This window comes from Streptomyces fuscichromogenes, from assembly GCF_014645815.1.
Lineage (GTDB): Bacteria > Actinomycetota > Actinomycetes > Streptomycetales > Streptomycetaceae > Streptomyces > Streptomyces fuscichromogenes.
Genome location: NZ_BMML01000014.1, coordinates 23,879 through 46,840, shown reverse-complemented (window position 1 = coordinate 46,840; position 22,962 = coordinate 23,879). Strand labels below are relative to the sequence as shown.

At 72.0% G+C, this 22,962-nt stretch carries 22 protein-coding genes; 6 read left to right on the top strand and 16 right to left on the bottom strand.

Features of this window, described 5'->3' with window-relative positions; all coding sequences use genetic code 11:
* Positions 1-74 precede the first annotated feature (74 nt).
* On the bottom strand, positions 75-686 hold the full coding sequence (locus IEZ11_RS28130) for a response regulator transcription factor (RefSeq protein ID WP_003948568.1): 612 nt from the start codon (positions 684-686) through the stop codon (positions 75-77).
* Positions 687-1,067: 381 nt separating this feature from the next.
* Here IEZ11_RS28130 and IEZ11_RS28125 point away from each other — a divergent pair, with 381 nt between their 5' ends.
* Positions 1,068-1,397 carry a WhiB family transcriptional regulator gene (locus IEZ11_RS28125; RefSeq protein ID WP_181804222.1) on the top strand — a complete coding sequence of 110 codons (330 nt, stop codon included), beginning with the start codon at positions 1,068-1,070 and terminating at the stop codon, positions 1,395-1,397.
* 122 nt (positions 1,398-1,519) lie between these two features.
* On the opposite strand, the gene IEZ11_RS28120 is transcribed toward IEZ11_RS28125, so the two are convergent.
* Positions 1,520-2,419, bottom strand: a complete 900-nt coding sequence (locus IEZ11_RS28120; protein ID WP_189265696.1) for a LysR family transcriptional regulator — start codon at positions 2,417-2,419, stop codon at positions 1,520-1,522.
* Between the two features lie 79 nt (positions 2,420-2,498).
* On the opposite strand from IEZ11_RS28120, the gene IEZ11_RS28115 reads away from it, so the two are divergent.
* From IEZ11_RS28115 to IEZ11_RS28105, 3 genes are all read left to right on the top strand, one after another.
* Positions 2,499-3,167: an MOSC domain-containing protein gene (locus IEZ11_RS28115; RefSeq protein ID WP_189265695.1), complete on the top strand. Its 669-nt coding sequence runs from the start codon at positions 2,499-2,501 to the stop codon at positions 3,165-3,167.
* A gap of 120 nt (positions 3,168-3,287) precedes the next feature.
* Entirely contained in the window at positions 3,288-4,061 is a 774-nt protein-coding gene (locus tag IEZ11_RS28110; protein ID WP_189265694.1) for an SDR family NAD(P)-dependent oxidoreductase, read from the top strand.
* 64 nt (positions 4,062-4,125) lie between these two features.
* On the top strand, positions 4,126-4,833 hold the full coding sequence (locus tag IEZ11_RS28105) for an ester cyclase (RefSeq protein ID WP_189265693.1): 708 nt from the start codon (positions 4,126-4,128) through the stop codon (positions 4,831-4,833).
* Positions 4,834-4,962: 129 nt separating this feature from the next.
* Here the strand turns inward: IEZ11_RS28105 and groL are convergent, their stop codons facing one another.
* From groL to IEZ11_RS28085, 4 genes are all read right to left on the bottom strand, one after another.
* The gene (groL, locus tag IEZ11_RS28100) at positions 4,963-6,588 is read right to left on the bottom strand and encodes a chaperonin GroEL (protein WP_189265692.1); all 1,626 of its coding nucleotides are present in this window, start codon (positions 6,586-6,588) and stop codon (positions 4,963-4,965) included.
* 118 nt (positions 6,589-6,706) lie between these two features.
* Positions 6,707-7,015, bottom strand: coding sequence for a co-chaperone GroES (groES, locus tag IEZ11_RS28095; RefSeq protein ID WP_004955293.1), 309 nt, complete (start codon positions 7,013-7,015; stop codon positions 6,707-6,709).
* A 316-nt stretch (positions 7,016-7,331) separates the two neighbouring features.
* On the bottom strand, positions 7,332-8,165 hold the full coding sequence (locus tag IEZ11_RS28090) for a polysaccharide deacetylase family protein (protein WP_229713412.1): 834 nt from the start codon (positions 8,163-8,165) through the stop codon (positions 7,332-7,334).
* On the bottom strand, positions 8,162-9,046 hold the full coding sequence (locus IEZ11_RS28085) for a polysaccharide deacetylase family protein (RefSeq protein ID WP_189265691.1): 885 nt from the start codon (positions 9,044-9,046) through the stop codon (positions 8,162-8,164). Before IEZ11_RS28085 ends, IEZ11_RS28090 begins: the two co-directional genes overlap by 4 nt.
* A gap of 90 nt (positions 9,047-9,136) precedes the next feature.
* Here IEZ11_RS28085 and IEZ11_RS28080 point away from each other — a divergent pair, with 90 nt between their 5' ends.
* Complete coding sequence (locus tag IEZ11_RS28080) at positions 9,137-10,315, top strand: class I SAM-dependent methyltransferase (RefSeq protein WP_229713411.1); 1,179 nt, start codon at positions 9,137-9,139, stop codon at positions 10,313-10,315.
* 146 nt (positions 10,316-10,461) lie between these two features.
* On the opposite strand, the gene IEZ11_RS28075 is transcribed toward IEZ11_RS28080, so the two are convergent.
* From IEZ11_RS28075 to IEZ11_RS28055, 5 genes are all read right to left on the bottom strand, one after another.
* Positions 10,462-11,724, bottom strand: coding sequence for an RNA polymerase sigma factor (locus IEZ11_RS28075; protein WP_189265689.1), 1,263 nt, complete (start codon positions 11,722-11,724; stop codon positions 10,462-10,464).
* Between the two features lie 72 nt (positions 11,725-11,796).
* Complete coding sequence (locus IEZ11_RS28070; protein ID WP_189265688.1) at positions 11,797-12,153, bottom strand: YciI family protein; 357 nt, start codon at positions 12,151-12,153, stop codon at positions 11,797-11,799.
* Positions 12,154-12,313: 160 nt separating this feature from the next.
* Positions 12,314-13,318, bottom strand: coding sequence for an LCP family protein (locus IEZ11_RS28065; RefSeq protein ID WP_189265880.1), 1,005 nt, complete (start codon positions 13,316-13,318; stop codon positions 12,314-12,316).
* 141 nt (positions 13,319-13,459) lie between these two features.
* On the bottom strand, positions 13,460-14,812 hold the full coding sequence (locus tag IEZ11_RS28060; RefSeq protein ID WP_189265687.1) for an endo-1,4-beta-xylanase: 1,353 nt from the start codon (positions 14,810-14,812) through the stop codon (positions 13,460-13,462).
* A gap of 104 nt (positions 14,813-14,916) precedes the next feature.
* Positions 14,917-15,948 carry a LacI family DNA-binding transcriptional regulator gene (locus IEZ11_RS28055; RefSeq protein WP_189265686.1) on the bottom strand — a complete coding sequence of 344 codons (1,032 nt, stop codon included), beginning with the start codon at positions 15,946-15,948 and terminating at the stop codon, positions 14,917-14,919.
* 129 nt (positions 15,949-16,077) lie between these two features.
* Between IEZ11_RS28055 and IEZ11_RS28050 the strand changes: the two genes are divergently transcribed.
* The gene (locus IEZ11_RS28050; protein ID WP_189265685.1) at positions 16,078-18,375 is read left to right on the top strand and encodes a beta-xylosidase/alpha-l-arabinosidase; all 2,298 of its coding nucleotides are present in this window, start codon (positions 16,078-16,080) and stop codon (positions 18,373-18,375) included.
* A 90-nt stretch (positions 18,376-18,465) separates the two neighbouring features.
* On the opposite strand, the gene IEZ11_RS28045 is transcribed toward IEZ11_RS28050, so the two are convergent.
* The 5 genes from IEZ11_RS28045 to tsaB form a co-directional block, all read right to left on the bottom strand.
* Entirely contained in the window at positions 18,466-20,073 is a 1,608-nt protein-coding gene (locus IEZ11_RS28045) for a hypothetical protein (RefSeq protein WP_189265684.1), read from the bottom strand.
* Between the two features lie 232 nt (positions 20,074-20,305).
* Entirely contained in the window at positions 20,306-20,569 is a 264-nt protein-coding gene (locus IEZ11_RS28040) for a hypothetical protein (RefSeq protein WP_189265683.1), read from the bottom strand.
* Positions 20,566-21,660, bottom strand: a complete 1,095-nt coding sequence (gene tsaD, locus IEZ11_RS28035) for a tRNA (adenosine(37)-N6)-threonylcarbamoyltransferase complex transferase subunit TsaD (RefSeq protein ID WP_189265682.1) — start codon at positions 21,658-21,660, stop codon at positions 20,566-20,568. Before tsaD ends, IEZ11_RS28040 begins: the two co-directional genes overlap by 4 nt.
* Positions 21,653-22,177: a ribosomal protein S18-alanine N-acetyltransferase gene (gene rimI / locus IEZ11_RS28030; RefSeq protein ID WP_189265879.1), complete on the bottom strand. Its 525-nt coding sequence runs from the start codon at positions 22,175-22,177 to the stop codon at positions 21,653-21,655. Before rimI ends, tsaD begins: the two co-directional genes overlap by 8 nt.
* 17 nt (positions 22,178-22,194) lie before the next feature.
* The gene (tsaB, locus tag IEZ11_RS28025) at positions 22,195-22,851 is read right to left on the bottom strand and encodes a tRNA (adenosine(37)-N6)-threonylcarbamoyltransferase complex dimerization subunit type 1 TsaB (RefSeq protein WP_189265681.1); all 657 of its coding nucleotides are present in this window, start codon (positions 22,849-22,851) and stop codon (positions 22,195-22,197) included.
* Positions 22,852-22,962 lie beyond the last annotated feature (111 nt).

Here is a 22,962-nt window from a genome sequence, read left to right as displayed (position 1 = left end):
ATCCCGCCCACCCTGGGGTAGGCGGGGACGCCCGGCCGGTCCGCTGCCGCGCTGCGGCGCAGCTCACCGCCGTACTAACGAACCAGTCCCCAGCGGAAGCCGAGGGCAACCGCATGGGCGCGGTCGGAGGCTCCGAGCTTCTTGAACAGGCGCCGGGCGTGGGTCTTCACGGTGTCCTCGGAGAGGAACAGCTCGCGCCCGATCTCGGCGTTGGAGCGGCCGTGACTCATGCCCTCCAGTACCTGGATCTCGCGCGCGGTGAGGGTGGGCGCGGCGCCCATCTCGGCCGAACGCAGCCGCCTGGGCGCGAGGCGCCAGGTCGGGTCGGCGAGGGCCTGGGTCACGGTGGCCCGCAGTTCGGCGCGCGAGGCGTCCTTGTGCAGGTAACCGCGGGCGCCGGCGGCGACGGCGAGCGCCACGCCGTCCAGGTCCTCGGCGACCGTGAGCATGATGATGCGCGCGCCGGGGTCGGCGGACAGCAGCCGGCGCACGGTCTCGACGCCGCCCAGTCCGGGCATGCGCACGTCCATCAGGATCAGGTCGGATCGGTCGGCGCCCCAGCGGCGGAGGACTTCCTCGCCGTTGGCCGCCGTCGTCACGCGCTCGACGCCGGGCACGGTCGCCACCGCGCGGCGCAGCGCCTCTCGGGCAAGCGGGGAGTCGTCGCAGACGAGGACGGATGTCATGACCGCCCTCCGCAGCTGATGCGCGTCACCTTGAGCCTCCAGGCTGGTACGGAATCGTCACCTGTGCGGTCGAACGTCTCGGACGCCTGCCCGAGCGCTTGTTGCTTCAACCGCCACCGCACTCTCAACGACGGTCACTCGAAAGAGTTACGGGGCTGCATGCCGTCTTCGGCACTCTACGTGAGGGTGCGGACACGGTGCAGACATGGACGTCAGACCCTCAACTTTTCATCACAACCAATGCCCCATTTAGCCCTTTTTCTTCCTGTTTCACGGTGTCTGGGGCTAGATTGCCAATGAGTCATATTTTCATCTCTCTAGACCGGAGATGTACGGTCGTTGGCACCGTATCCGCCCAGAACGGCTACAAGGGGTCACGTAATGGCAGATTTCTCCCGCCTTCCCGGACCGAACGCGGACCTGTGGGACTGGCAGCTCCTGGCTGCCTGCCGTGGGGTCGACAGCTCCCTCTTCTTCCATCCCGAGGGCGAGCGCGGGGCGGCTCGGAGTGCCCGTGAGAACTCGGCCAAGGAGGTCTGCATGAGGTGCCCGGTCCGCGCGGAGTGCGCGGCGCACGCGCTGGCGGTCCGCGAACCGTACGGCGTATGGGGCGGCCTGACCGAGGACGAGCGCGAAGAGCTCATGGGGCGGGCGCGCAACAGGCTGGTGTCGGCGTCGACAACCAGTGGCGGCCCGGCCTCCGACACATGAAAGAACGTTTCTGCAATCTGTTGACAATCCGCTGACGATCTGCAGCCGCTCGGGCACGCGCGCGTGCTCGGCGCGCTCACGTGTGCCCGGCGCCGTTGGCCGCGTGTGCCCGGCGCCCTTCGTCACGCCCGCCGGGCCGCCCGGCCCAGCTGTTCCAGCGTCGCCGCCACCGCCGGCACCTGTGCCAGGTCAGGCAGCGTGAGGGCGACGATCTCCCGCCGCATCGCGGGCTCCAGCACCACCGTGCGGGCGCCTCTCGGCCGTACCGACTCGATCGCCAGCCGGGGCAGCACGGCGACGCCAAGACCCGCGCCGACCAGGCCGACCACGGCCGGGTAGTCGTCGGTGGCGAAGTCGATGCGGGGCGTGAAGCCCGCGTTCTCGCACGCCTGGACGAGCTGTCCCCGGCAGCGCGGGCAGCCCGCGATCCAGGACTCGCCGGCGAGTTCGCCGAGAGCGACGGACTGCGCGCGGGCGAGCCGGTGCCGTTCGGGCAGCAGGCCGACGAGACGGTCGGTCAGCAGCGGCCGCACCACCAGGTCGTCCCACTCCTCGGCGCCCGCCGCGCCCGGGTAGCGGAAGGCCAGCGCGATGTCGCAGTCGCCCGCGCGCAGCAGCTCCACGGACTCCGGCGGTTCGGCCTCCTCCAGGGAGACCCGGGTGCCGGGGTGGGCGGCGCGCAGGGCGGCGAGGGCCGTCGGGACCAGGGTGGAGCTGCCGCTCGGGAAGGAGACCAGGCGCACCCGGCCGGCCCGCAGCCCGGCGATCGCGGCGACCTCCTCCTCCGCGGCGGTGAGCCCGGCGAGGATCCCGGAGGCATGCCTGACCAGGGCCTCGCCGGCCTGGGTCAGGCGCATCTCACGGCCGTTGCGGACCAGCAGCGGGGTGCCCACGGAGCTCTCCAGCGCCTTCATCTGCTGGCTGACGGCGGGCTGCGTGCAGCCCAGTTCGCGCCCCGCCGCCGAGAAGGAACCGGTGGTGGCGACGGCGCGCAGGACACGGAGATGACGGGCCTCGATCACCCTTCGAGCATAAGGCGGACTTGGGTATGGCACGCAATAACGGGTCGACGCTTTGAGTCCGGTCGCCTACCGTCGGAGCATGGAGCTTCTCTCGGTGAACCTGGGACGCGCGCGTGCCGTGCCGTACTCGGACCAGGCGGACGGCGTGACCGGCATCGACAAGCGGCCCGTGGACGGCCCGGTGCGGGTGGCGGCCCCGGGCCCGAAGGGCGTCGCGGGCAGTGGTCTGGCCGGGGACGCGGTCTGCGACCTGCGGCATCACGGCGGCGACGACCAGGCCGTGTACGCGTTCGCGCGCGAGGACCTGGACGACTGGGAGAAGGAGCTGGGCCGGCCGCTGCCGAACGGCTGTTTCGGTGAGAACCTCACGACAAACGGGCTGAACGTGTCGGATGCGCTGATCGGCGAACGCTGGCGGATCGGTTCCGAGGTGGTACTGGAGGTCACCTCCGGGCGCATCCCGTGCCGCACTTTCCAGGGCCATCTGGGCGAGCGGGGATGGGTGAAGAGATTCACGCGGAAGGGTGCGAGCGGTGCCTACCTCCGGGTGATCGAACCGGGTGAGATCAGGGCCGGCGACCCGATCGAGGTCGTGTTCCGGCCGGCGCACGGGGTGACGGCGGCGATGGAGTTCCGCGCGGTCACCACCGAGCGGGAGCTGCTGCCCCGGCTGCTCGCGGCGGGCGCGGCGCTGCACCCGGAGGCACTGGCGCAGGCGCGGAAGTACGTGGCTGCGCAGGGCGGCTGAGCTGCCGTCACGTCCACCCCGTCCAGGGCGTCGCACGCACCCTGTTCACCGGTGCTCCACGCTTCGGGAGAGCCGGTGCGGACAGCGGACGCCGTCAGTCCGGGTCACTACCCTTGGGCCATGACAACGGCTCTGATTACGGGATCGACCGCGGGGATCGGTGCCGCGTTCGCGCGGCGGCTGGCGGCGGACGGGCACAACCTCGTCCTGGTGGCCCGGGACACCAAACGGCTGCGCGAGCAGGCGACCGAGCTGCACGACCGGCACGGCATCGAGGCGGAGGTGCTCACCGCCGACCTCGCCGAGGACGCCGGCATCGAGTCGGTCGCCGCGCGCCTCAGCGATCGCAGGAACCCGGTCGACCTGCTGGTCAACAACGCCGGTTTCGGCAACAAGGGCCGTTTCCTCGATGTGCCGATGGCCGACGAGCTGCGCATGCTCAGGGTGCACTGCGAGGCGGTGCTGCGGCTGACGGCGGCGGCCGCCGAGGCGATGCGGGAGCGCGGCCGCGGCGGTGTCGTGAACGTGGCGTCGGTGGCGGCCTTCGTACCGCGCGGGACGTACGGCGCCTCCAAGGCGTGGGTCGTGCAGTTCACCCAGGGCGCGGCGCGCGATCTGGCGGGCAGCGGGGTCCGGCTGATGGCGCTGGCGCCCGGGTTCGTCCGTACGGAGTTCCATGAGCGGGCCGGGATGGGCACGGACAACATCCCGGGCTGGATGTGGCTGGACGCCGACAAGCTGGTCGCGGCGGCGCTGGCCGACCTCGCGCGCGGGAAGACGCTGTCGATCCCGGATCCCCGCTACAAGGTGCTGACGGGCCTGGCGAAGATGGCGCCGCGCGGGCTGGTGGGCGGCATCAGCTCGAAGACGGGCCGCAAGTACGGGCCGCAGTAGGGGCCCGGCCGGTGAGACGATGGTGTCGTTCGGTCGCGCCCGCAGGGGGGCCGGAGGCGGTGTCATGACGTTCGTGCAGCTCATCGAGTGCAGGACCAGGCGGTTCGACGAGATGGACCGGCTGATGGACAGGTGGGTCGAGCAGACCAAGGGGAAGCGGACGGCGACGCACACGCTGGTCGGCAAGGACCGCGCCGACGCGGAGCACGTCGTGGAGATCGTGGAGTTCCCGTCGTACGAGGAGGCGATGCGGAACTCGCGTCTTCCGGAGACCGACAAGGTGTTCCGCGAGCTGCTGGCGCTCTGCGAGGGGACGCCGACGTTCACCGATCTGGACGTGGTGCGCGACGAGCGGTCGTACGCCGACACCGCGCGGCGGTTCTTCGAGACGATCGCCGCACCCGGCCCGCTGGCCCCGCTGGACGGGCTGCTCGCCGAGGACTACCACGACCACGATCCGATCGAGGGCCAGGACGCCGTCGGCATGGACGCGATGCGGCGCAAGCTGGAGATGTGGCGGGGCGCCTTCGACTTCTCGTTCCTGGTCGAGGACCAGATCACCCAGGACGACCGGGTGTGCACCAGATGGCTCTGGACGGGGGTGCAGCGGGCGCAGTTCCTGGGGGTGCCGAACACCGGCCGGCAGGTCACCATGGCCGGCACGACGATCCACCGCTTCGGCGTCGGCGGGAAGATGGCCGAGGGCTGGCTGCAGTACGACCGGATGGGGCTGCTGGCGCAGCTGGGAGCGCTGGACGTACTGGAGAAGTAGGCCGACCATCGAAGTACCCGCGAGGGGCGAAGCCCCCGCTCCCGGCGGACGACCGGGAACGGGGGCTTCCTCGGAGACTGCTTCCGCAGCGACCGGTGCCTCGGGGACTGGTGTCCCGAAGGCGTCGCCTCAGTGGGCGTGGCCGTGGGAGTGGCCCGCGGCGGCGGCCTCTTCCTCTTCCTTCTTCTCGACGACCAGGGTCTCGGTCGTCAGGAGCAGGGAGGCGATGGAGGCGGCGTTCTCCAGGGCGGAGCGGGTGACCTTGACCGGGTCGATGACGCCGGCCTTGACCAGGTCGCCGTACTCGCCGGTGGCGGCGTTGAAGCCCTGGCCCTTGTCGAGCTCGGCGACCTTGGAGGTGATGACGTAGCCCTCCAGGCCGGCGTTCTCGGCGATCCAGCGCAGCGGCTCGACAACCGCGCGGCGGACGACGGCGACACCGGTGGCCTCGTCGCCGGCCTTGCCCAGGCCGTCCTCCAGCACCTTGGCGGCGTGGACGAGCGCGGAGCCACCACCGGAGACGATGCCCTCCTCGACCGCGGCGCGGGTCGCGGAGATGGCGTCCTCCAGACGGTGCTTCTTCTCCTTCAGCTCCACCTCGGTGGCGGCGCCGACCTTGATCACGCACACGCCGCCGGCCAGCTTCGCGAGGCGCTCCTGGAGCTTCTCGCGGTCCCAGTCGGAGTCGGTGTTCTCGATCTCGGCCTTGATCTGGGCCACGCGGCCGGTGACGGCGGCGGAGTCGCCGGCACCGTCGACGACCGTGGTGTCGTCCTTGGTGACGGTGACACGGCGGGCGGAGCCGAGCACGTCCAGGCCGACCTGGTCGAGCTTGAGGCCGACCTCCTCGGAGACGACCGTGCCGCCGGTGAGGGTGGCCAGGTCCTCCAGCATCGCCTTGCGGCGGTCACCGAAGCCCGGGGCCTTGACCGCGACCGCGTTGAAGGTGCCGCGGATCTTGTTGACGACGAGGGTGGAGAGGGCCTCGCCCTCGACGTCCTCGGCGATGATCAGCAGCGGCCGGGAGGCGCCCGCCTGGATGACCTTCTCCAGCAGCGGGAGCAGGTCGGCGATGGAGGAGACCTTGCCCTGGTTGATGAGGATGTAGGGGTCCTCCAGGACGGCCTCCATGCGCTCCTGGTCCGTCACGAAGTACGGCGACAGGTAGCCCTTGTCGAAGGCCATGCCCTCGGTGAAGTCCAGCTCCAGGCCGAAGGTGTTGGACTCCTCGACGGTGATGACACCGTCCTTGCCGACCTTGTCCATCGCCTCGGCGATGAGCTCGCCGACCTGCGTGTCCTGGGCGGACAGCGCGGCGACGGCGGCGATGTCGGCCTTGTCGTCGATCGGCCGCGCGGAGGACAGCAGCTCCTCGGAGACGGCGGCGACGGCGGCGTCGATGCCCTTCTTCAGGGCGGCCGGGGAGGCGCCGGCGGCGACGTTCTTCAGGCCCTCGCGGACGAGCGCCTGGGCCAGCACGGTGGCGGTGGTCGTACCGTCGCCCGCGATGTCGTTGGTCTTGGTCGCCACCTCCTTCACCAGCTGGGCGCCGAGGTTCTCGTACGGGTCGTCGAGCTCGACCTCGCGGGCGATGGTGACACCGTCGTTGGTGATGGTGGGGGCGCCGAACTTCTTGTCGATGACGACGTTGCGGCCCTTGGGGCCGATCGTCACCTTCACCGTGTCGGCAAGCTTGTTGACGCCGCGCTCAAGGGCGCGACGGGCGTCCTCGTCGAACTTCAGGATCTTCGCCATGGGAGCGGTTCAGCCCTCTCGGAAAGCGTGGGTGAAACGAACGGCGCCCCCGACGCCCGGCTTCATAAGGTCGCGGGGGCCAGGGGCGCAGCTCAAAGCAGAATGTGCTTCGGGTGAATTACTTCTCGATGATCGCGAGCACGTCGCGAGCCGAGAGGACGAGGTACTCGTCGCCGTTGTACTTCACCTCGGTGCCGCCGTACTTGCTGTACAGAACGACGTCGCCGACCTTGACGTCGAGCGGCAGGCGCTCGCCGTTCTCGAAACGGCCCGGACCCACGGCGAGGACAGCGCCCTCCTGGGGCTTCTCCTTCGCGGTGTCCGGGATGACCAGGCCGGAGGCCGTGGTCTGCTCGGCGTCGAGCGGCTGGACCACGATGCGGTCCTCAAGCGGCTTGATGGCAACCTTGGAGCTGGCGGTCGTCACGATCCGACCTCCCCCTTCGGAGATCTCACGGGGTTAACTGTCTGAGGTGGCGACCAGGTGGATCCGTCGTCGCGGGTGCCGGACCTGCCCGTCGCGTTGTTGGCACTCTCATCTACCGAGTGCCAGAGCCGAGACTATGACCGCGATTAGCACTCGGTCAAGCGGAGTGCCAATTGCCTGCGGCGCGGCGCCGAAAAAACCGGGTTGGCCGGGGTTGTGGTGGCCGTCCCTGGGGGCTGTACCCCCAGCCCCCCGTTCGCCCCCCGTTCGGCCTTCGGCCTCGTCCTCGAACGCCGGACGGGCTGGATCTGTCGCGCTACAGGTAGTCCTCCAGGCGGCCCACCGTCAGGCCGCTCGCCTGTACCCGGCGCAGCAGTCGGGCCGTGCGGTCCCTGAGGGTCGGGCCGAGGGCCTCGTCGGGGCCCACCAGGACGATGTCGCCGGGGCGGAGCCGTTTGTCGCCGCCGCGGTAGGTGATGCCGTCGGGGGTCGTCGCCGCCCGCCACAGGACCACCGCCGTGACACCGCAGTCGGCGGCCGCGCGGAGCGTGGTGGTGTCGTAGGTGCCGTAGGGCGGGCGGAAGAGACGGGGGCGGATGCCGAAGCGGGACTTCAGCTTCTCCTGCTGTCCGCAGATCTCGGCGCGCTGGCCGGCGTACGGCAGCCCCGGCATGGCCGGGTGGTCGAGGGTGTGGTTCTGGACGCTCGCGCCGACCGACCGGAGGCGGGCGAAGTGGCCGTAGCCGGGGCCGACCACGCTGTCCGTGAGGAACATGCTCACCGGCAGGCGCAGTTCGCGGACCATGTCGACGAAGCGGGGGTCCTTCTCGGCGCCGTCGTCGTAGGTGAGGAAGACGACCCGGTCGGACGTGGGGATGTGGTCGACGACCGGCGGGAGGGCGGTGTGGAAGGACAGCGGGTGCAGCGGCGGGCGGGGTGCCGGGGAGAGCGGCGCGGCCAGTCCCCACCGGCGGTAGGCGGGCACGCCGGCCGGGCCCTGCGGGTGCACCCGGTCGGCCGCCTTCCTGCCGAGCCGTTCGATGGGGTCGACGGACGGGGCGCAGGCCGACAGGAGGAGCGCGGCGGCCACCAAGGCGACGGCCAGGAGGGCGGCGGCCGGGACAGCGGCCGTCGCCCTCGGTCGGCTCACAGGTAGTCCTCCAGGCGTGCCACCGCGTAGCCGTCGCGGGTGACCTTGTTCAGGAAGCGGCGCATGTCGTCGACCATGGTGCCGTCCCAGTCGTTGCGGCCCCGGAAGTGCGTGAGGACGATGTCACCGGGGTGCAGTCCGCGGTCCCACTCGCGGTACTCCCAGTGGTCGACGAACACCTCCTCGTCCCAGATCGGCGCGTACTTGATGCCGCAGGCCTTGGCGGCGCGCAGGGTGTCGCCGTTGTAGTTGCCGTAGGGCGGGCGGAAGACCGTCGGCGCCCTGCCGAACTGCTTCTTCATGATGTCCTGCATGCCGCAGATCTCGTGCTTCTGCTCGTCATAGGTGAGACCCGGCAGGTAGGGGTGGGTGAGGGTGTGGTTGTTGAGGGTGTGCCCCTCGGCCTGCATCCGGCGGAAGTAGCCGTAGTCGTCCTTGACCAGGTAGTTGCTGAGGAACGCGCTGTAGGGGATCCGCAGCTGGCTCATCATCCGCAGGAAGTCCGGGTCCTTCTCGGCGCCGTCGTCGATGGTGAGGAAGACGACCTTCTGCCGGGTGGGGATCGTGGTGAAGACCGGGGGCAGGTCGTCCTCCACCTGGCCGTCCACCTCGAAGCCGTCGCGAGCGGTGATCTTCGGCTTGTGCTTCGGCGGGGCCGGCGGTTGCAGCGGGACCGCGTCCAGCCCCCAGCGCCGGGCGGCTGCGACCAGGGCGGCACGGGAGTCGGGAGCGGCGCCCCGGTGGGCCTGCTGGCCCGCGGCGGGGCGGACCCCGGCCTGGTCCCCCGGCCCGGCGCAGCCGGAGACGACGGCGACGGCGACGGAGAGGGCGGCAACGGCGAGTACCGCCCTATTTTTGTCATTTTGTACGACTGCTCGCATGGCGTCGGATCCTTCCAGGGACCTCCCCGCAACCCGGGCAGACACCGCGGCCGGAGGCGAACCATCCACCGACTGGCCGACAATGACCCGGTGAACGACCACCTCTCCCTCCTCCTCGCCCCCGAGGGCCGCGCCCTCCTCGACGAGGTGCGCGGCACCGCGCCCGCCGACGAGCTCGCGGTGGCCACCCGGCTGCGCCGCACCCACCCCGCCGAGCTGGTGTCGGCGGCGCTGGCCCAGGCCCGGCTGCGGCAGCGGGCGGCGGCGAAGTTCGGGGAGGCGGACGCGGATCGCATGTTCTTCACGCCGAACGGGGTCGAACAGTCGACGCGGGCGAGTGTCGCCGGGTACCGGGCCCAGCGGCTGAAGGCGCTCGGGGTCACCTCGGTGGCCGACCTGTGCTGCGGGATCGGGGGCGACGCGATCGCGCTGGCGCGGGCGGGCATCCGCGTCCTCGCCGTGGACCGGGATCCGGTGACCGCGGCCACCGCCCGCGCGAACGCCGACGCGCTGGGGCTCGCCGGGCTGATCGAGGTCCGGGAGGCGGACGTCCAGGAGGTGGACACGGCCGGCCACGACGCCGTCTTCGTCGACCCGGCCCGGCGCGGCGGCCGTGGCCGCATCTTCGACCCGGAGGCCTACTCACCGCCCCTGTCCTGGGCGGTCCGGGCCGCGTCGACGGCCAGGGTGGCCGCGCTGAAGATCGCCCCCGGCATCCCGCACGAGGCGGTCCCGGCGGCCGCCGAGGCGGAGTGGATCTCGGACGCGGGGGACGTGAAGGAGGCCGTCCTCTGGTTCGGCACCGGCGCCCCGGGAGCCGTCCGCGCCACCCTGCTGCCCGGCCCGCGCACCCTGCTCGGCCGCGGCCTGCCCGACCCCGCGGTCCGGCCGGTCGGCCGTTACCTGTACGAGCCGGACGGCGCCGTCATCCGCGCCCACCTGGTCGCCGAGGTCGCCGAGGAGCTCGCCGGCGGCCTGGTCGACCCGACGATCGCGTACATCACGGCCGACACGCTCCGCGCCACCCCCTGTGCGACGGCGTACGAGATCACCGACCGGCTTCCCTTCAACGTCAAGAGGCTGAAGGCGCTGCTGCGCGAGCGCGAGGTCGGCAACCTGACCGTGAAGAAGCGCGGGTCGGCCGTGGAGCCGGAGGAGCTGCGCAGGAAGGCCCTGCCGAAGCCGCAGGGACGCAACACGGCGACCGTCTTCCTGACCCGGGTGGCGGGTGCCCCGACCATGCTGCTGGGGCGGCCGGCGCGGACCTGAGCGCTCCGGCGGCTGCGCCGCGATGTGCCGCGATATGCCGCGATGCGCCGCGATGTGTTGTCGAGCGGCTGCCGCGCCGTCGTGGCCGGTCGCGCCCGCGCGGCGGAGCGGCACATGGATACGGCCCCGCGCCCCCCTCGGGGCGCTCAGAGCTCCCGTGCCCGTCGCAGCAGCAGGTCTCGTTCCCGCTCGTTGCGGGTCAGTCGTGCCGCGCGTTCGAACTCGCCCCGCGCCTCGGCCCCGCGCCCGAGGCGGGCCAGCAGGTCGCCGCGCACGCTCGGCAGCAGGTGGTAGTCGCGCAGGGCGGGTTCGGCGGTCAGCGGGTCCACGATCGCCAGGGCCGCCGCCGGGCCGTCCGCCATCGAGACGGCCACCGCCCGGTTCAGCTCGACGACCGGGGACGGGGACCGGGCCGCCAGCAGGCCGTACAGGGTGGCGATGGCCGTCCAGTCGGTCTCCTCGTACGTGTAGGCGTGCGCGTGGCAGGCCGCGATGGCCGCCTGGAGGGCGTAGGGCCCGGGGGCGCCGGTCGCCGTGGCGTCGGCACGGCCCAGGGCCCTGATGCCGCGGGCGACGAGCATGCGGTTCCAGCGACGGCGGTTCTGGTCCCGGAGCAGGACCGGCGCGCCGTCGGGGCCGGTACGGGCGGCCGTCCGGGAGGACTGGAACTCCAGGAGGGAGGCGAGGGCGTGTACCTCCGGCTCCTTCGGCATCAGCCCCGAGAGCACCCGGGCCAGCCGCAGCGCGTCCTCGCACAGCGACGGGCGCAGCCAGTCGTCGCCCGCGGTGGCCGCGTAACCCTCGTTGTGAATCAGGTAGATGACGTCCAGGACCGAGCCGAGCCGGGCCTCCCGGTCGGGGCCGTACGGCACCTCGAAGGCGATGTTCCGCGTCGCGAGGGTGCGCTTGGCGCGGACGATGCGCTGGGCGATCGTCGGCTCCGGGACGAGGTAGGCGCGGGCGATCTCGGCCGTGCTCAGGCCGCCGAGGAGGCGCAGCGTGAGGGCTGTGCGGGCCTCGGGCGACAGCACCGGATGGCAGGTGGTGAAGACCAGGCGGAGCAGGTCGTCGTCGATGTCGTCCGGGTCGGCGGGCTCCACGGGCGGGGCCGTCGTCTCCGTGCTGCGGCCGATCTCCGCGAGCTTGCGGGCGTAGTTCTCCCGGCGCCGGACCAGGTCCACGGCGCGGTGCCGGGCGGTGGCCATGAGCCATGCGCCCGGGTTGTCCGGCACGCCCTCCCGGGGCCACTGCTCCAGGGCGGCCACGAGCGCGTCCTGGGCCAGCTCCTCCGCGATGCCGACGTCCCGGACGATCCGGGCGACGCCGGCGATCACGCGGGGCGATTCGAGCCGGAAGACGGTCTCGATGGCGTGCCGGGGGCCGGGCTCGGCGGGGGGCTGTGTGCTCACAGCCCCCCATGCAACACCCACCGTGCGACGCACGCCAGGAAGGCCGGCGAGGGTCGGCGAGGCCGGCGGCGGTCAGCCCTCCGCGATCTCCCGGACCTCGCAGGTCACGGTCCAGAACTCCTCGTGCACCTTGAGGAACCGCTTGGTCCACTCCAGGGCCTCGGCCTTGTCCTTGCACTGCATGAGCGCATACCCGCCGATGACCTCCTTGGACTCGGTGAAGGGCCCGTCGGTGACGGAGATCCGGCCGCCCTCCCAGTGCACCCGGGTGCCGTCGGCGGACGGCGTCAGCCCCGCGGTGTCCAGCATCACGCCCGCCTTGGTGACCTCCTCGATCAGCTCGCCCATCCGCTGCATCAGCTCCGGGCTGGGCCCCTCGGCGGGGGCGGTGGTCTCGTCGATCCGCACGAGCGACAGATAACGCGGCATGGTGACTCCTAGGGTTCCGGCGGGGTGTTCTCCCCGCATCTCACCCTTGCGTCGAACGGCCGGCCGCCGGATCGACACGCTCACCAAATTTCCCCGAAGTTTTTTTCCGCCGCGACCCGGTCGGGGTGACGGCAGGAGGGACGGCGGGGTGGCGGACCGGCTACCGCAGGGACTCCCACAGGTCGCTCGCCGCCGGCTCCTTCGCGATCACCCGGTTGTGGTCCGAGGGCGCGGTCACCACGGGCATCATCACCGTCTTGACGTTGTCCGAGGTCAGGCCCTTGAGGCTCTGGCCCAGCCGCATCAGCTCGCTGAGCGAGTCCAGGCCGGTGTCGGTGGTGAGGCTGGAGGTGACCGCGTCGGCGACCTCGTAGAGCTTGGCCGGGTCGGTCAGCAGGCTGCTGGAGGCCATCTGGTCGAGGAGCGCCTTCACCAGTTTCTGCTGGAGGCCTATCCGGCCCAGGTCGCTGCCGTCGCCGATGCCGTGCCGGGTGCGGGCGAGCGCCAGGGCCTGGGTGCCGTTCAGGTGGTGGGTGCCCTTCTTCAGGTGCAGATGGCTGTCGTCGTCGCTGATGTCCTGGTCGGTGGTCACGGTCACCCCGCCGAGCGCGTCGACCAGCTTCGCGAAGCCCGAGAAGTCGATCTCCAGGTAGTGGTCCATGCGGACGCCGGTGATCGACTCGACCGTCTTGACCGCGCACACCGCCCCGCCCACCGAGTAGGCGCTGTTGAACATCGCGTTGTAGGCGACGGACGTCGAGCCGCCGGAGGACAGCGGGCAGGAGGGCCGGGTGACCAGGGTGTCGCGCGGGATGCTGACGACGGTGGCCGAGGTCCGGCCGGCGTCGACGTGGACGACCATCGCGGTGTCGGAGCGGGCGCCCGAACTGCTGCCGCCGCCGAGCTTCTTGTTCGCCTTGCCGCTGCGCGAGTCCGAGCCCAGCACCAGGATGTTCACCGAACCGGTGGGCAGCGGGGACGGGGAGGCGGACGCGGACGCGGTGGCCGTCGGCGTCGTCACCGCCTTCGCCGGGCGGTCGTCGCCGAGCGCGCTGTTGATGTCGACGCTCTTGATGTTGTCGTTGAGGTGCCAGTAGACCCACCCCGCGCCCGCGACGCCGAGCGTCATGACCCCCGCCAGGGTGAGGCCGACGATCTTCAGCACTCTCGACCGCCGGCCCACCCGTCTGCCCGCGTCGCCTTGCTCCTCGTGTCCCGTCACAAGGCAGGAACGTAAGTCCGAATTATTAGGGGACTGTTAGCGCAGGCGTCGCGAGAGGGTTTTCTTCGGAAAATCTCACCCTTCTCACGCCGGACTCAGCGTGACAGCCGGTACCGGATTGCTCCCGCTCCAGGCCGCGTTGAACCCGAAGGACACCGAACTCCCGTCCGCCACCGTCCCGTTGTAGGAGGCGTTGGTGCAGGAGACGGCCGCGCCCGACTGGGTGCAGACGGCGTTCCAGGCCTGCGTGATCTGCTGCCCCGCGCCGTACGTCCAGGTGGCCTTCCAGGACGAGAGCGAGGCACCGGAGCAGGAGATGGTGACCTGGCCGGTGAACCCGGTGTTCCACTGGCTGCTCACGCTGTAGGCGGCGGTGCAGGCACCGGTCGGCGGCGGGGTGGTCGTGGTGCCGCCGAGCGCCTCCGAGATGCCGTAGTACGCCGGTTTCGGGGCGTAGTTCGCGTCGTACGGGGTCGCCGCGCCGTATCCCGGGAAGGTGCTGTCCACCCAGGAGTCGGAGTCGGTGAAGCCCCACACGGTGACGTTGACGCAGCGGCTCACCGCCACGCACGCGGCCACCACCGACTTGAAGTCGGCCTTCTGCTGGGCGAGTTTCGTGCTGTCGGCGGGCAGCGCCATCCGCACGTCCAGCTCGGTGATCGCCACGTCGACGCCGAGGTCGGCGAAGCGCTGGATGTTCTGCTGGAGGGTGGCGGGCACCTGGCCGAGGACGAGGTGGGCCTGCAGCCCGACCCCGTCGATCGGCACGCCGGCCGCCTTGAGCGACTTCACCAGGTTGTACAGGGCCGTGCTCTTGGCGTTGACGCCCTCGACGTTGTAGTCGTTGATGTACAGCTTGGCGTCCGGGTCGGCCGCGTGTGCCCAGGTCAGGGCGTTGGCGATGTAGTCGGAACCGAGCCCGTTGTACCAGAGCGTCGAGCGGTAGCTGCCGTCCTCGTTGAAGGGTTCGTTGACGACGTCCCAGGCCGCGATCTTCCCCTTGTAGCGGCCGACCTCGGTGCTGATGTGGTTCTGCAGCAGGCTGCTCAGCTGGGCGGAGGTCCAGGTGCCGTTCGTCAGCCAGCCGGGGTTCTGGCTGTGCCAGACCAGGGTGTGGCCGCGCACCTGCTGGCCGTGGGCCTGGGCGAAGGCGACGATCTGGTCGGCCTCGGTCCAGTTGAAGGTGCCCTGGGTGGGCTCGACCGTCCCCCACTTCATGGCGTTGCCCGGGGTCAGCGAGCTGAACTGGCTGCCGGCCAGGTCGCCGTAGGTGCCGGTGAGCTTGGAGCCGGTGACCGCGGTGCCGATGACCTTGCCCTTCGCGGCGGCGAGGTCGCGCAGCGGGGTGTCGGCGGCGTGCGCCGCAGGAGCCGTGAAGAGCAGCGCCACGCCGGTGAACAGCGAGACGAGGGGTAAGCCGAATCTCAGAGATCTCATCGCGGGTGCCTCCGAAAGTTTCGGTCGTGCAACCGATTGGCTTCGGAGGAGTGTGGAGACACCCGCACCACCCGTCAATACGTCAACTTTTGGCCAAGCCCGCCTCACGCGGTCGCGGGCGCCGCCGTGCTCGACCGGACCACCAGGCTGGTCGCCAGCTCCACCCGGGTGGCCGTGGTGGCCTCCTCCGCCCGCCCCATCTCCAGGACCAGCCGCGCCGCCGCCTCGGCCATCTCGGTCAGCGGCTGCCGTACGGTCGTCAGCGGCGGCCCCACCCAGCGGGCCACCGGCAGGTCGTCGAACCCGACGATGCTCACGTCCTCCGGGATGCGCAGCCCCAGCTCACGCGCGGCCTCGTAGAGCCCGAGCGCCTGGAGGTCGTTGCCGGTGAAGACCGCGGTCGGCCGGTCGGGCATGCGCAGCAGCTCCAGGCCGAGCCGGTAGCCGGCGTCGTGGTGGAAGTCGCCGGCCTTGATCAGGGCCTGGTCGACGGGGAGCCCGGCGGTCTCCAGGGCGGCCCGGTAGCCGTCCACCCGGGCCCGGCTGCACATCATCCGGGACGGCCCGCTGATCGCCCCGATGCGCCGGTGCCCCAGCTCGACCAGGTGCCGGGTGGCGGCGAGCCCGCCCTGCCAGTTGGTCGCCCCGATCGACGGCACGTCCGGCCCCGGGTCCCCGGCCGGGTCCATCACCACGAACGGGATCGACCGGCTCAGCAGCAGCGCCCGCTGCGACTCGTCGAGCCCCGACAGCACCAGCACCACCCCGTGCGGCCGCCGGGCCGCCACCTGGTCGGCCCAGGTCCGCCCCGGGGTGAGCCGCCCGGCGCTCTCGCTGAGCACCACACTCAGCCCGGCGTCCCGGGCCACGTTCTCCACCCCTCGGATGACCTCCATCGCCCACGCGCTCTCCAGCTCGTGGAAGACCAGGTCGATCAACGGCGACCGGGAGGCCTCGGCACGGCGCCGCCGGTAGCCGTAGGCGCGCAGCAGCTCCTCGACCCGGGTACGGGTCGCCGGGGCGACATCGGCACGCCCGTTCAGGACCTTCGAAACAGTCGGAGCGGACACACCGGCCTCACGGGCGATTTCGGCGAGCGTCGCCGTCTGCGTTTCTGTGGGCTTCGGAGGCGTCATGCCCGCGATCGTATCCCTGCGCTCCCCCTTGACGAAGACCTTCGCGCGCCATAGGTTCCCGGAACATTCGGTGTGTGGTACGAAACATTCGTAGCAGCGTTCGTAGCAGAGAACAGAGACGGGAGTTTCATGACCACCGCTCCTTGGCGCGACCCCGCGCTGCCCGCCGCCGCCCGCGTCGACGACCTGCTCACCCGGATGACCCTGGAGGAGAAGGCCGCCCAGCTGTACGGGGTGTGGGTGGGCGCCGCCACGGACGGCGACGGGGTCGCCCCGCTGCAACGCGAGATGACCGCGGACTACGAGTGGGACGAGCTGATCACCCTCGGCCTCGGCCAGCTGACCCGTTCCTTCGGCACCGCCCCGGTGGACCCGGCGCTGGGCGCGCGAGCACTGGCCCGCGCCCAGCGCCGGATCACCGCCGCCGGCCGCTTCGGCATCCCGGCGATCGCCCACGAGGAGTGCCTGGCCGGCTTCACCGCCTGGCAGGCGACGGCCTACCCGGTCCCGCTCGCCTGGGGCGCCGCCTTCGACCCGCCGCTGGTCGAGGAGCTGGGCCGGCACATCGGCCACGACCTCCGCTCGGTCGGCGTCCACCAGGGCCTGGCCCCCGTCCTGGACGTGGTCCGCGACCCGCGCTGGGGACGGGTCGAGGAGACGATCGGCGAGGACCCCTACCTGGTGGGCACGATCGGCACGGCATACGTCCGGGGCCTGGAGCAGGCCGGGATCATCGCCACCCTCAAGCACTTCGCCGGTTACGCCTCCTCCGTCGGCGCCCGCAACCTCGCCCCGGTCCGGGCGGGGGTACGGGAGTTCGCGGACGTCACCCTGCCCCCGTTCGAGATGGCCCTGCGGGAGGGCGGGGCCCGCTCGGTGATGGCGGCGTACAACGAGACGGACGGCGTTCCGGCATCGGCGGACCCGCGCCTGCTGACCGGACTCCTGCGCGACGAGTGGGACTTCGAGGGCACGGTGGTCGCCGACTACTTCGGCATCGGCTTCCTCCAGTCCCTGCACCGGGTGGCCGGTACGGAGGCGGAGGCGGCCCGTCTCGCCCTGGCGGCGGGCATCGACGTCGAGCTGCCGACCCTCAAGTGCTACGGCCGCCCCCTGGTGGCGGCGGTCCGCGAGGGCACGGTCCCTCAGGCGCTCGTCGACCGGGCGGCCCGCCGGGTCCTGCTCCAGAAGTGCGAGCTGGGCCTGCTGGACGAGGACTGGGAGCCCGCGCGGGAAGGCCCGGTCGACCTCGACTCGACGGCGAACCGCGCGCTGGCCCGCCGCCTGGCCGAGGAGTCCGTGGTCCTCCTCGACAACCCGGACGGCACGCTCCCCCTCGCCCCCGGCACCCGTGTCGCGGTGGTGGGCCCCCGCGCCGCCGACGCGCTCGCGATGCTCGGCTGCTACTCCTTCCCGTCCCACGTCCTGACCCACCATCCCGAGGTGGACCTGGGCATCGCCATCCCGACCGTCCTCGACTCCCTGCGTGCCGAACTCCCCGACGCGAAGGTCACGTTCGCCGAGGGCTGCGACGTCTCGGACCCGGACACCTCGGGCTTCCAGGAGGCGGTGGCCCGCGCCGCGGAGGCGGACGTGTGCGTGGCGGTCCTGGGCGACCGCGCCGGCCTCTTCGGCCGGGGCACGTCGGGCGAGGGCTGCGACGTCACGGACCTCGCGCTGCCCGGTGTCCAGGCGGACCTGCTGGACACGCTGGTCGCCACGGGCGTCCCGGTGGTCCTGGTCCTCCTCACCGGCCGCCCGTACGCACTGGGCCGCTGGCACGGCCGGCTCGGCGCGGTGGTGCAGGCGTTCTTCCCCGGGGAGGAGGGCGGCCCGGCGGTGGCGGGAGTGCTGTCGGGTCGCGTCAACCCGTCGGGCCGCCTGCCGGTGAGCGTGCCCCGCGTGCCGGGGGGCCAGCCCTGGACCTACCTCCAGCCCCCGCTGGGCCTCGCGGGCGAGGTCAGCAACCTGGACCCGACCCCGCTGTACCCGTTCGGGCACGGCCACTCGTACACGACATTCGCGTGGGAGACGGTCTCCGGGAAGGAGACCGAGATCGGCACGGACGGTTCGTACGACGTGACGGTGGCGGTGCGCAACACGGGCGAGCAGGCGGGCGCGGAGGTCGTACAGCTGTACCTGCACGACCCGGTGGCGTCGGTGACCCGCCCGGATGTCCGGCTGATCGGCTACCAGCGGGTGGAGCTGGCTCCGGGCGAGTCACGGAGGGTGACCTTCCGCTTCCATGCGGACCTGTCGGCGTTCACGGACCGGGAGGGGGCGCGGGTGGTCGAACCGGGCGCGCTGGAACTGCGGGTGGCGGCGTCGAGTGCGGACGTCCGGGACACGGTGCCGCTCCGGCTGACCGGCCCGGTACGACGGTTGGGACCGGACCGGGTACTGCGCTGCGAGACGCGGGTGGAGTGACCCTCAGGACGCGGCGGCATGCGCGGCGAAGGGGGCCCCGACGGGCCGGGCGTCCGCGATGACCGACGCCCGGATCCGTCCGGGGGGTTGTCACCCGTGTCCGCGCGGGCGGCCGTGGGCGTGGGCGTGGCAGTCGGAGAGCCGGAAGGAGGCGATCCTGGTGTTCCAGTTCCCGGTGCCGTCGGCCGGTTGGTACTGGTTGGTGTACCAGAACGTGCAGTCGTCCACCGGGTCGATCGCCATGGACGTGTAGTCGCCCCAGCGGTTGCTCCCGGTCTGGGAGCCCGCGCCGGTCCACACGGTGGTCTCGCGGAACGTCATCCGGTTCGGCGGGTCGTTCGCCAGGCGTCCGGTGATGCGGATCGAGGGCCGGGTCCGGGCGGACGACTGCGAGTATCCGAGGGCGATGTCGCCGCTCCTGTTCATGGCCGCGGAGCCCATCCACCGGTAGGTGGAGTCCGGGGCGTAGGTGTTCTGCTGGCGGACGACCGGCCGGCCGCCGCGCAGCCCCAGTTCGTACCAGCGCACGCCGACGCCGCCGCGGGCGTCGACCGCGTGGTTGACCACCAGGGACTCGTGGTCGCCGAAGTTGCGGTAGGCGAACCGGTACATGGGCGAGTAGGAGAGCGAGTCCAGTTTCTGGGCGGTGCCGGCCTGGGGGACGCACTGGGTGGGATCGGTGTCGGCGCAGGCCGGGGTGTAGGGGGCCACCCGCAGTCGGTACGGTCCCGCGAGGGTGGTGCGGTTCTGGTTCCTCCAGTCCGCGTGGAACCGCCAGTACTGCAGGCTGTCGTGGGTGGGGCCGAGGTTGACCAGCAGGTTGGGCTCGCCCCGTGGAGGCGGGGTCGTGCCGTCGAGGTCCGAGCCGATCGGGATGGTCGCCGCCGGGACGTCGAAGCACTGCTGGTCGGCGTCGGCTCCGCGCAGCATCCTCGTCCGGTCCCAGGCGCACGACTCGAAGAGCGGACCGGCCGCGGTGGCGTTCATGTAGTAGGCGTCCGGCCACACCGCGAACTTCGGGTGGTCGGGGAGGTTCCGGTACCCGAAGGCGTAGCGGTGGTACCGGCCGGTCGCGTCCTCGGTACTGGACACGGCCACGCACAGCCGGTTCGTGTCGGTCGCCACGTCGCTGGCGAACTGGTTGACGACCCAGCGGCGGGCCAGGGAGTCCCAGCGGACCTCGGGGTCCCCGAGGGCCTCGGTCGAGGCGTTCTCGCACGGTCCGCCGAACCCCTTGAACAGGGTCTGGGTCGTCAGCGGTCCGAGCAGTGTGGCACCGGACTTGGAGTACACCGCGAGGTCGAAGTTGGTGATCTCCACGACCTGGCGGGAGCCCACCGAGGCGTTGGGGTCGGGAGGCGTGCCGCCGCCTTCCCGGATGCCCTCGAAGCTGACGCCCAGCCGGATCCGGTCCCGGCCGCCGGCCTTGGCGAGGGTCGGGCGCGGCACCTTTCCGCCGGGCACGGCCTGCGGGGTGGACCGGAACGTCCTGGATCTCCGCCACAGCTCGCGCAGCGGTGGCGAGGTGTCATGGTGCACCGCGGGGCCGGAGTCGGGGGACCGGGTGGCCCCTGTGTGGGCGGCCGGTCTGGGGCCGGTGCCGGCGGCCGGCGTGGCGGACCACGCCGGGGAGGCCGTCAGAGCCGCTCCCACCGAGGCGACGGCGACGATCGAACGCAAGGCGCGGGGTACGTGCATCTGCTCTCCGAACGGGTCGGTGAGCCGACCCGTTCGGCCACGTCGCGAAGCCACACTGCGAGGGCGGGCGGCTCACTGATTGTGTGGATATCCAGTTATCCACCCCGCCCGTCCGGCGCCCGGGTGACCGACGTCGTGTCGGGTGCGGCTCAGCCTTTTGGCGCTGCCCGCGTGACGGCCGTCCGGGAACCCGCCGCCGCCCTCCAGGGGTCTCCGTGGGCTTCTAGGGGCTCTAGGGGCTGTCACCCAGCGACTCGAACCGCCAGCGGTGCACCGGCCGGGTCACCAAGTCGCCGGGCGGGTCGGGGAGTTCCGGGATGCCCGGGTCGTCGTACGACGCCTCCCACCACGTGACGACCAGGACCCGGTCCTGCGGTGCCCGGAAGGTCTCCCGGCGCACCGGGGCCCCGGGGAGTTCACGTGCGCGGGCCCACGCGAGCAGTTCCGCGCCCCTGCCCTCCGTCGCCCGCGCCTCCCACATCAGCGCGACCGTCACGAGTAGAGGTTCTCCTTGCTGACCTCGTGCACGTGATCGTGGTCGTGGTGGGCGGGGACGTGCGGGTCCGTCACCGGGAGGGAGCTGTCCGCCGAGAGGTCCCAGCCGGACGGGGTCCGGTTGCGCGCGACCATCTCCGCGCCGAGCGCGGCCACCATCGCGCCGTTGTCCGTGCACAGCTTCATGCGCGGCACCCGGAGCCGGATGCCCGCCGCCTCGCAGCGTTCCTGGGCGAGCGCGCGCAGCCGGGAGTTGGCGGCGACGCCGCCGCCGATCATCAGGTGGTCGACGCCCTCGTCACGGCAGGCCCGGACGGCCTTGCGGGTCAGGACGTCCACGACCGCCTCCTGGAAGGAGGCGGACACATCGCGGACCGGGACCTCCTCGCCCGCCGCCCGCCTGGCCTCGATCCAGCGGGCCACCGCCGTCTTGAGACCGGAGAAGGAGAAGTCGTAGGCGGGGTCGCGGGGGCCGGTGAGGCCGCGCGGGAAGGCGATCGCCGTCGGGTCCCCCTCACGCGCGTACCGGTCGATGACCGGCCCTCCGGGGAAGCCCAGGTTCAGCACCCGCGCGATCTTGTCGAAGGCCTCGCCGGCCGCGTCGTCGATGGTCGCGCCGAGCGGCCGGACGTCGGAGGTGATGTCCGTGGAGAGGAGGAGCGAGGAGTGGCCGCCGGAGACCAGCAGGGCCATCGTCGGCTCCGGGAGCGGGCCGTGCTCCAGCTGGTCCACGCAGATGTGGGAGGCCAGGTGATTCACGCCGTAGAGGGGCTTTCCCAGGGCGTACGCGTACGCCTTCGCCGCCGAGACGCCGACCAGCAGCGCGCCGGCCAGGCCGGGGCCGGCCGTGACCGCGATGCCGTCGAGGTCCCTGGCGCTCACCCCGGCTTCCTTCAGGGCGCGCTCGAGGGTCGGGACCATCGCCTCCAGATGCGCCCTGGACGCCACCTCGGGAACGACCCCGCCGAAGCGGGCGTGCTCGTCGACGGAGGAGGCGATGGCGTCGGCGAGCAGGGTGGTGCCCCGGACGACACCGACGCCGGTCTCGTCGCAGGAGGTCTCGATCCCCAGCACCAGGGGTTCGTCAGCCATTGATCTCGGTTCCTTCTTCGGAGGTGGGCCCGGGGGCGGAGCCACTGCCGGGCTGCCCGGTCGTCAGGCGCATCACCAGGGCGTCCACGTTCCCCGGCTGGTAGTAGCCGCGTCTGAACCCGATGGGCTCGAAGCCGAACCGCTCGTAGAGCTTCTGGGCGCGGATGTTGTCGACCCGGCATTCGAGCATGACCTCGGCGCACTCGAAGGCGGTCGCGGCCCGCAGCAGCTCGGTGAGCAGCTCTCCGCCGAGTCCGGTGCCCCACTGGTCCCGGCGTACGGCGATGGTCTGGATGTCGCCCACGGCCTCGGCACCGCTGTCGGACGCGGCGCCCTGGGCGGCGAGCCCGCCGTACCCGACGATCCGGCCGCCCTCCATGGCCACCACGTACCGCCGGGTGGCCCCGGGGCCCCTCGCGTGGGCCAGTTCGGACCAGAACATCCCCCGTGACCAGGCGTCCTCGGGGAACAGGTCCTTCTCCAGCTCCAGGACCGGGTCGATGTCCCACCAGCGCATCTCGCGCAGCTCGGCGGTCACTTGGGCGTGACCACCTTGTAGTTCCTGGGCACCTGGGCGTCCGGCCGGCGCAGATACAGCGGCCTGGGCGCGGGCAGTTCCTCCCCGGCGGCCAGCTTCTCGGCGGCCAGCGACGCGAGGGCCGCGGCGGAGACGTGCTCGGGCTCGTGCGCGACCGGGAAGGTGCCGGGGTAGAGCAGCGCCCCGGCGCCGACGGCGGGCAGCCCGGCGATCTTCTCGGCGATGTCGGCGGGCCGGTCGACCGCGGGGTCCGTGCGCCGGGTGCGCGAGTCCTCGTACACCGCCCAGTAGACCTCCTTGCGGCGGGCGTCGGTCGCGACGACGAACGGGCCCTTCTCGATGTCGGCCGCGTAGGCGAGCCCGTCGAGCGTGCAGAGGCCGTGGACGGGGACGCCGAGGGCGAGCCCGAAGGTGTCCGCGGTCATCAGACCGACCCGCAGGCCGGTGTAGGGGCCGGGACCGATGCCGGTGACGATCCCGGTGACGGCGTCCAGCCCGACCCCCGCCTCGGCGAGGACGCGGTCGACGGCCGGCAGCAGCAGCTCGCCGTGCCGGCGCGCGTCCACCTGGCTCGACGAGGCGATGACGGCCGTACCGTCGTGCAGGGCGACGGTGACGGCGGGGGTGGCGGTATCCAGAGCGAGCAAGAGCACGCGAACAGCCTACGGCTCCGGCGCCGCGAGCACGGCCGCCGGGGACGGACGGTCACTGACTGCTACGGTCTGCACGAAGTACGACATATACGGCGATGCTCTACGGCGAGG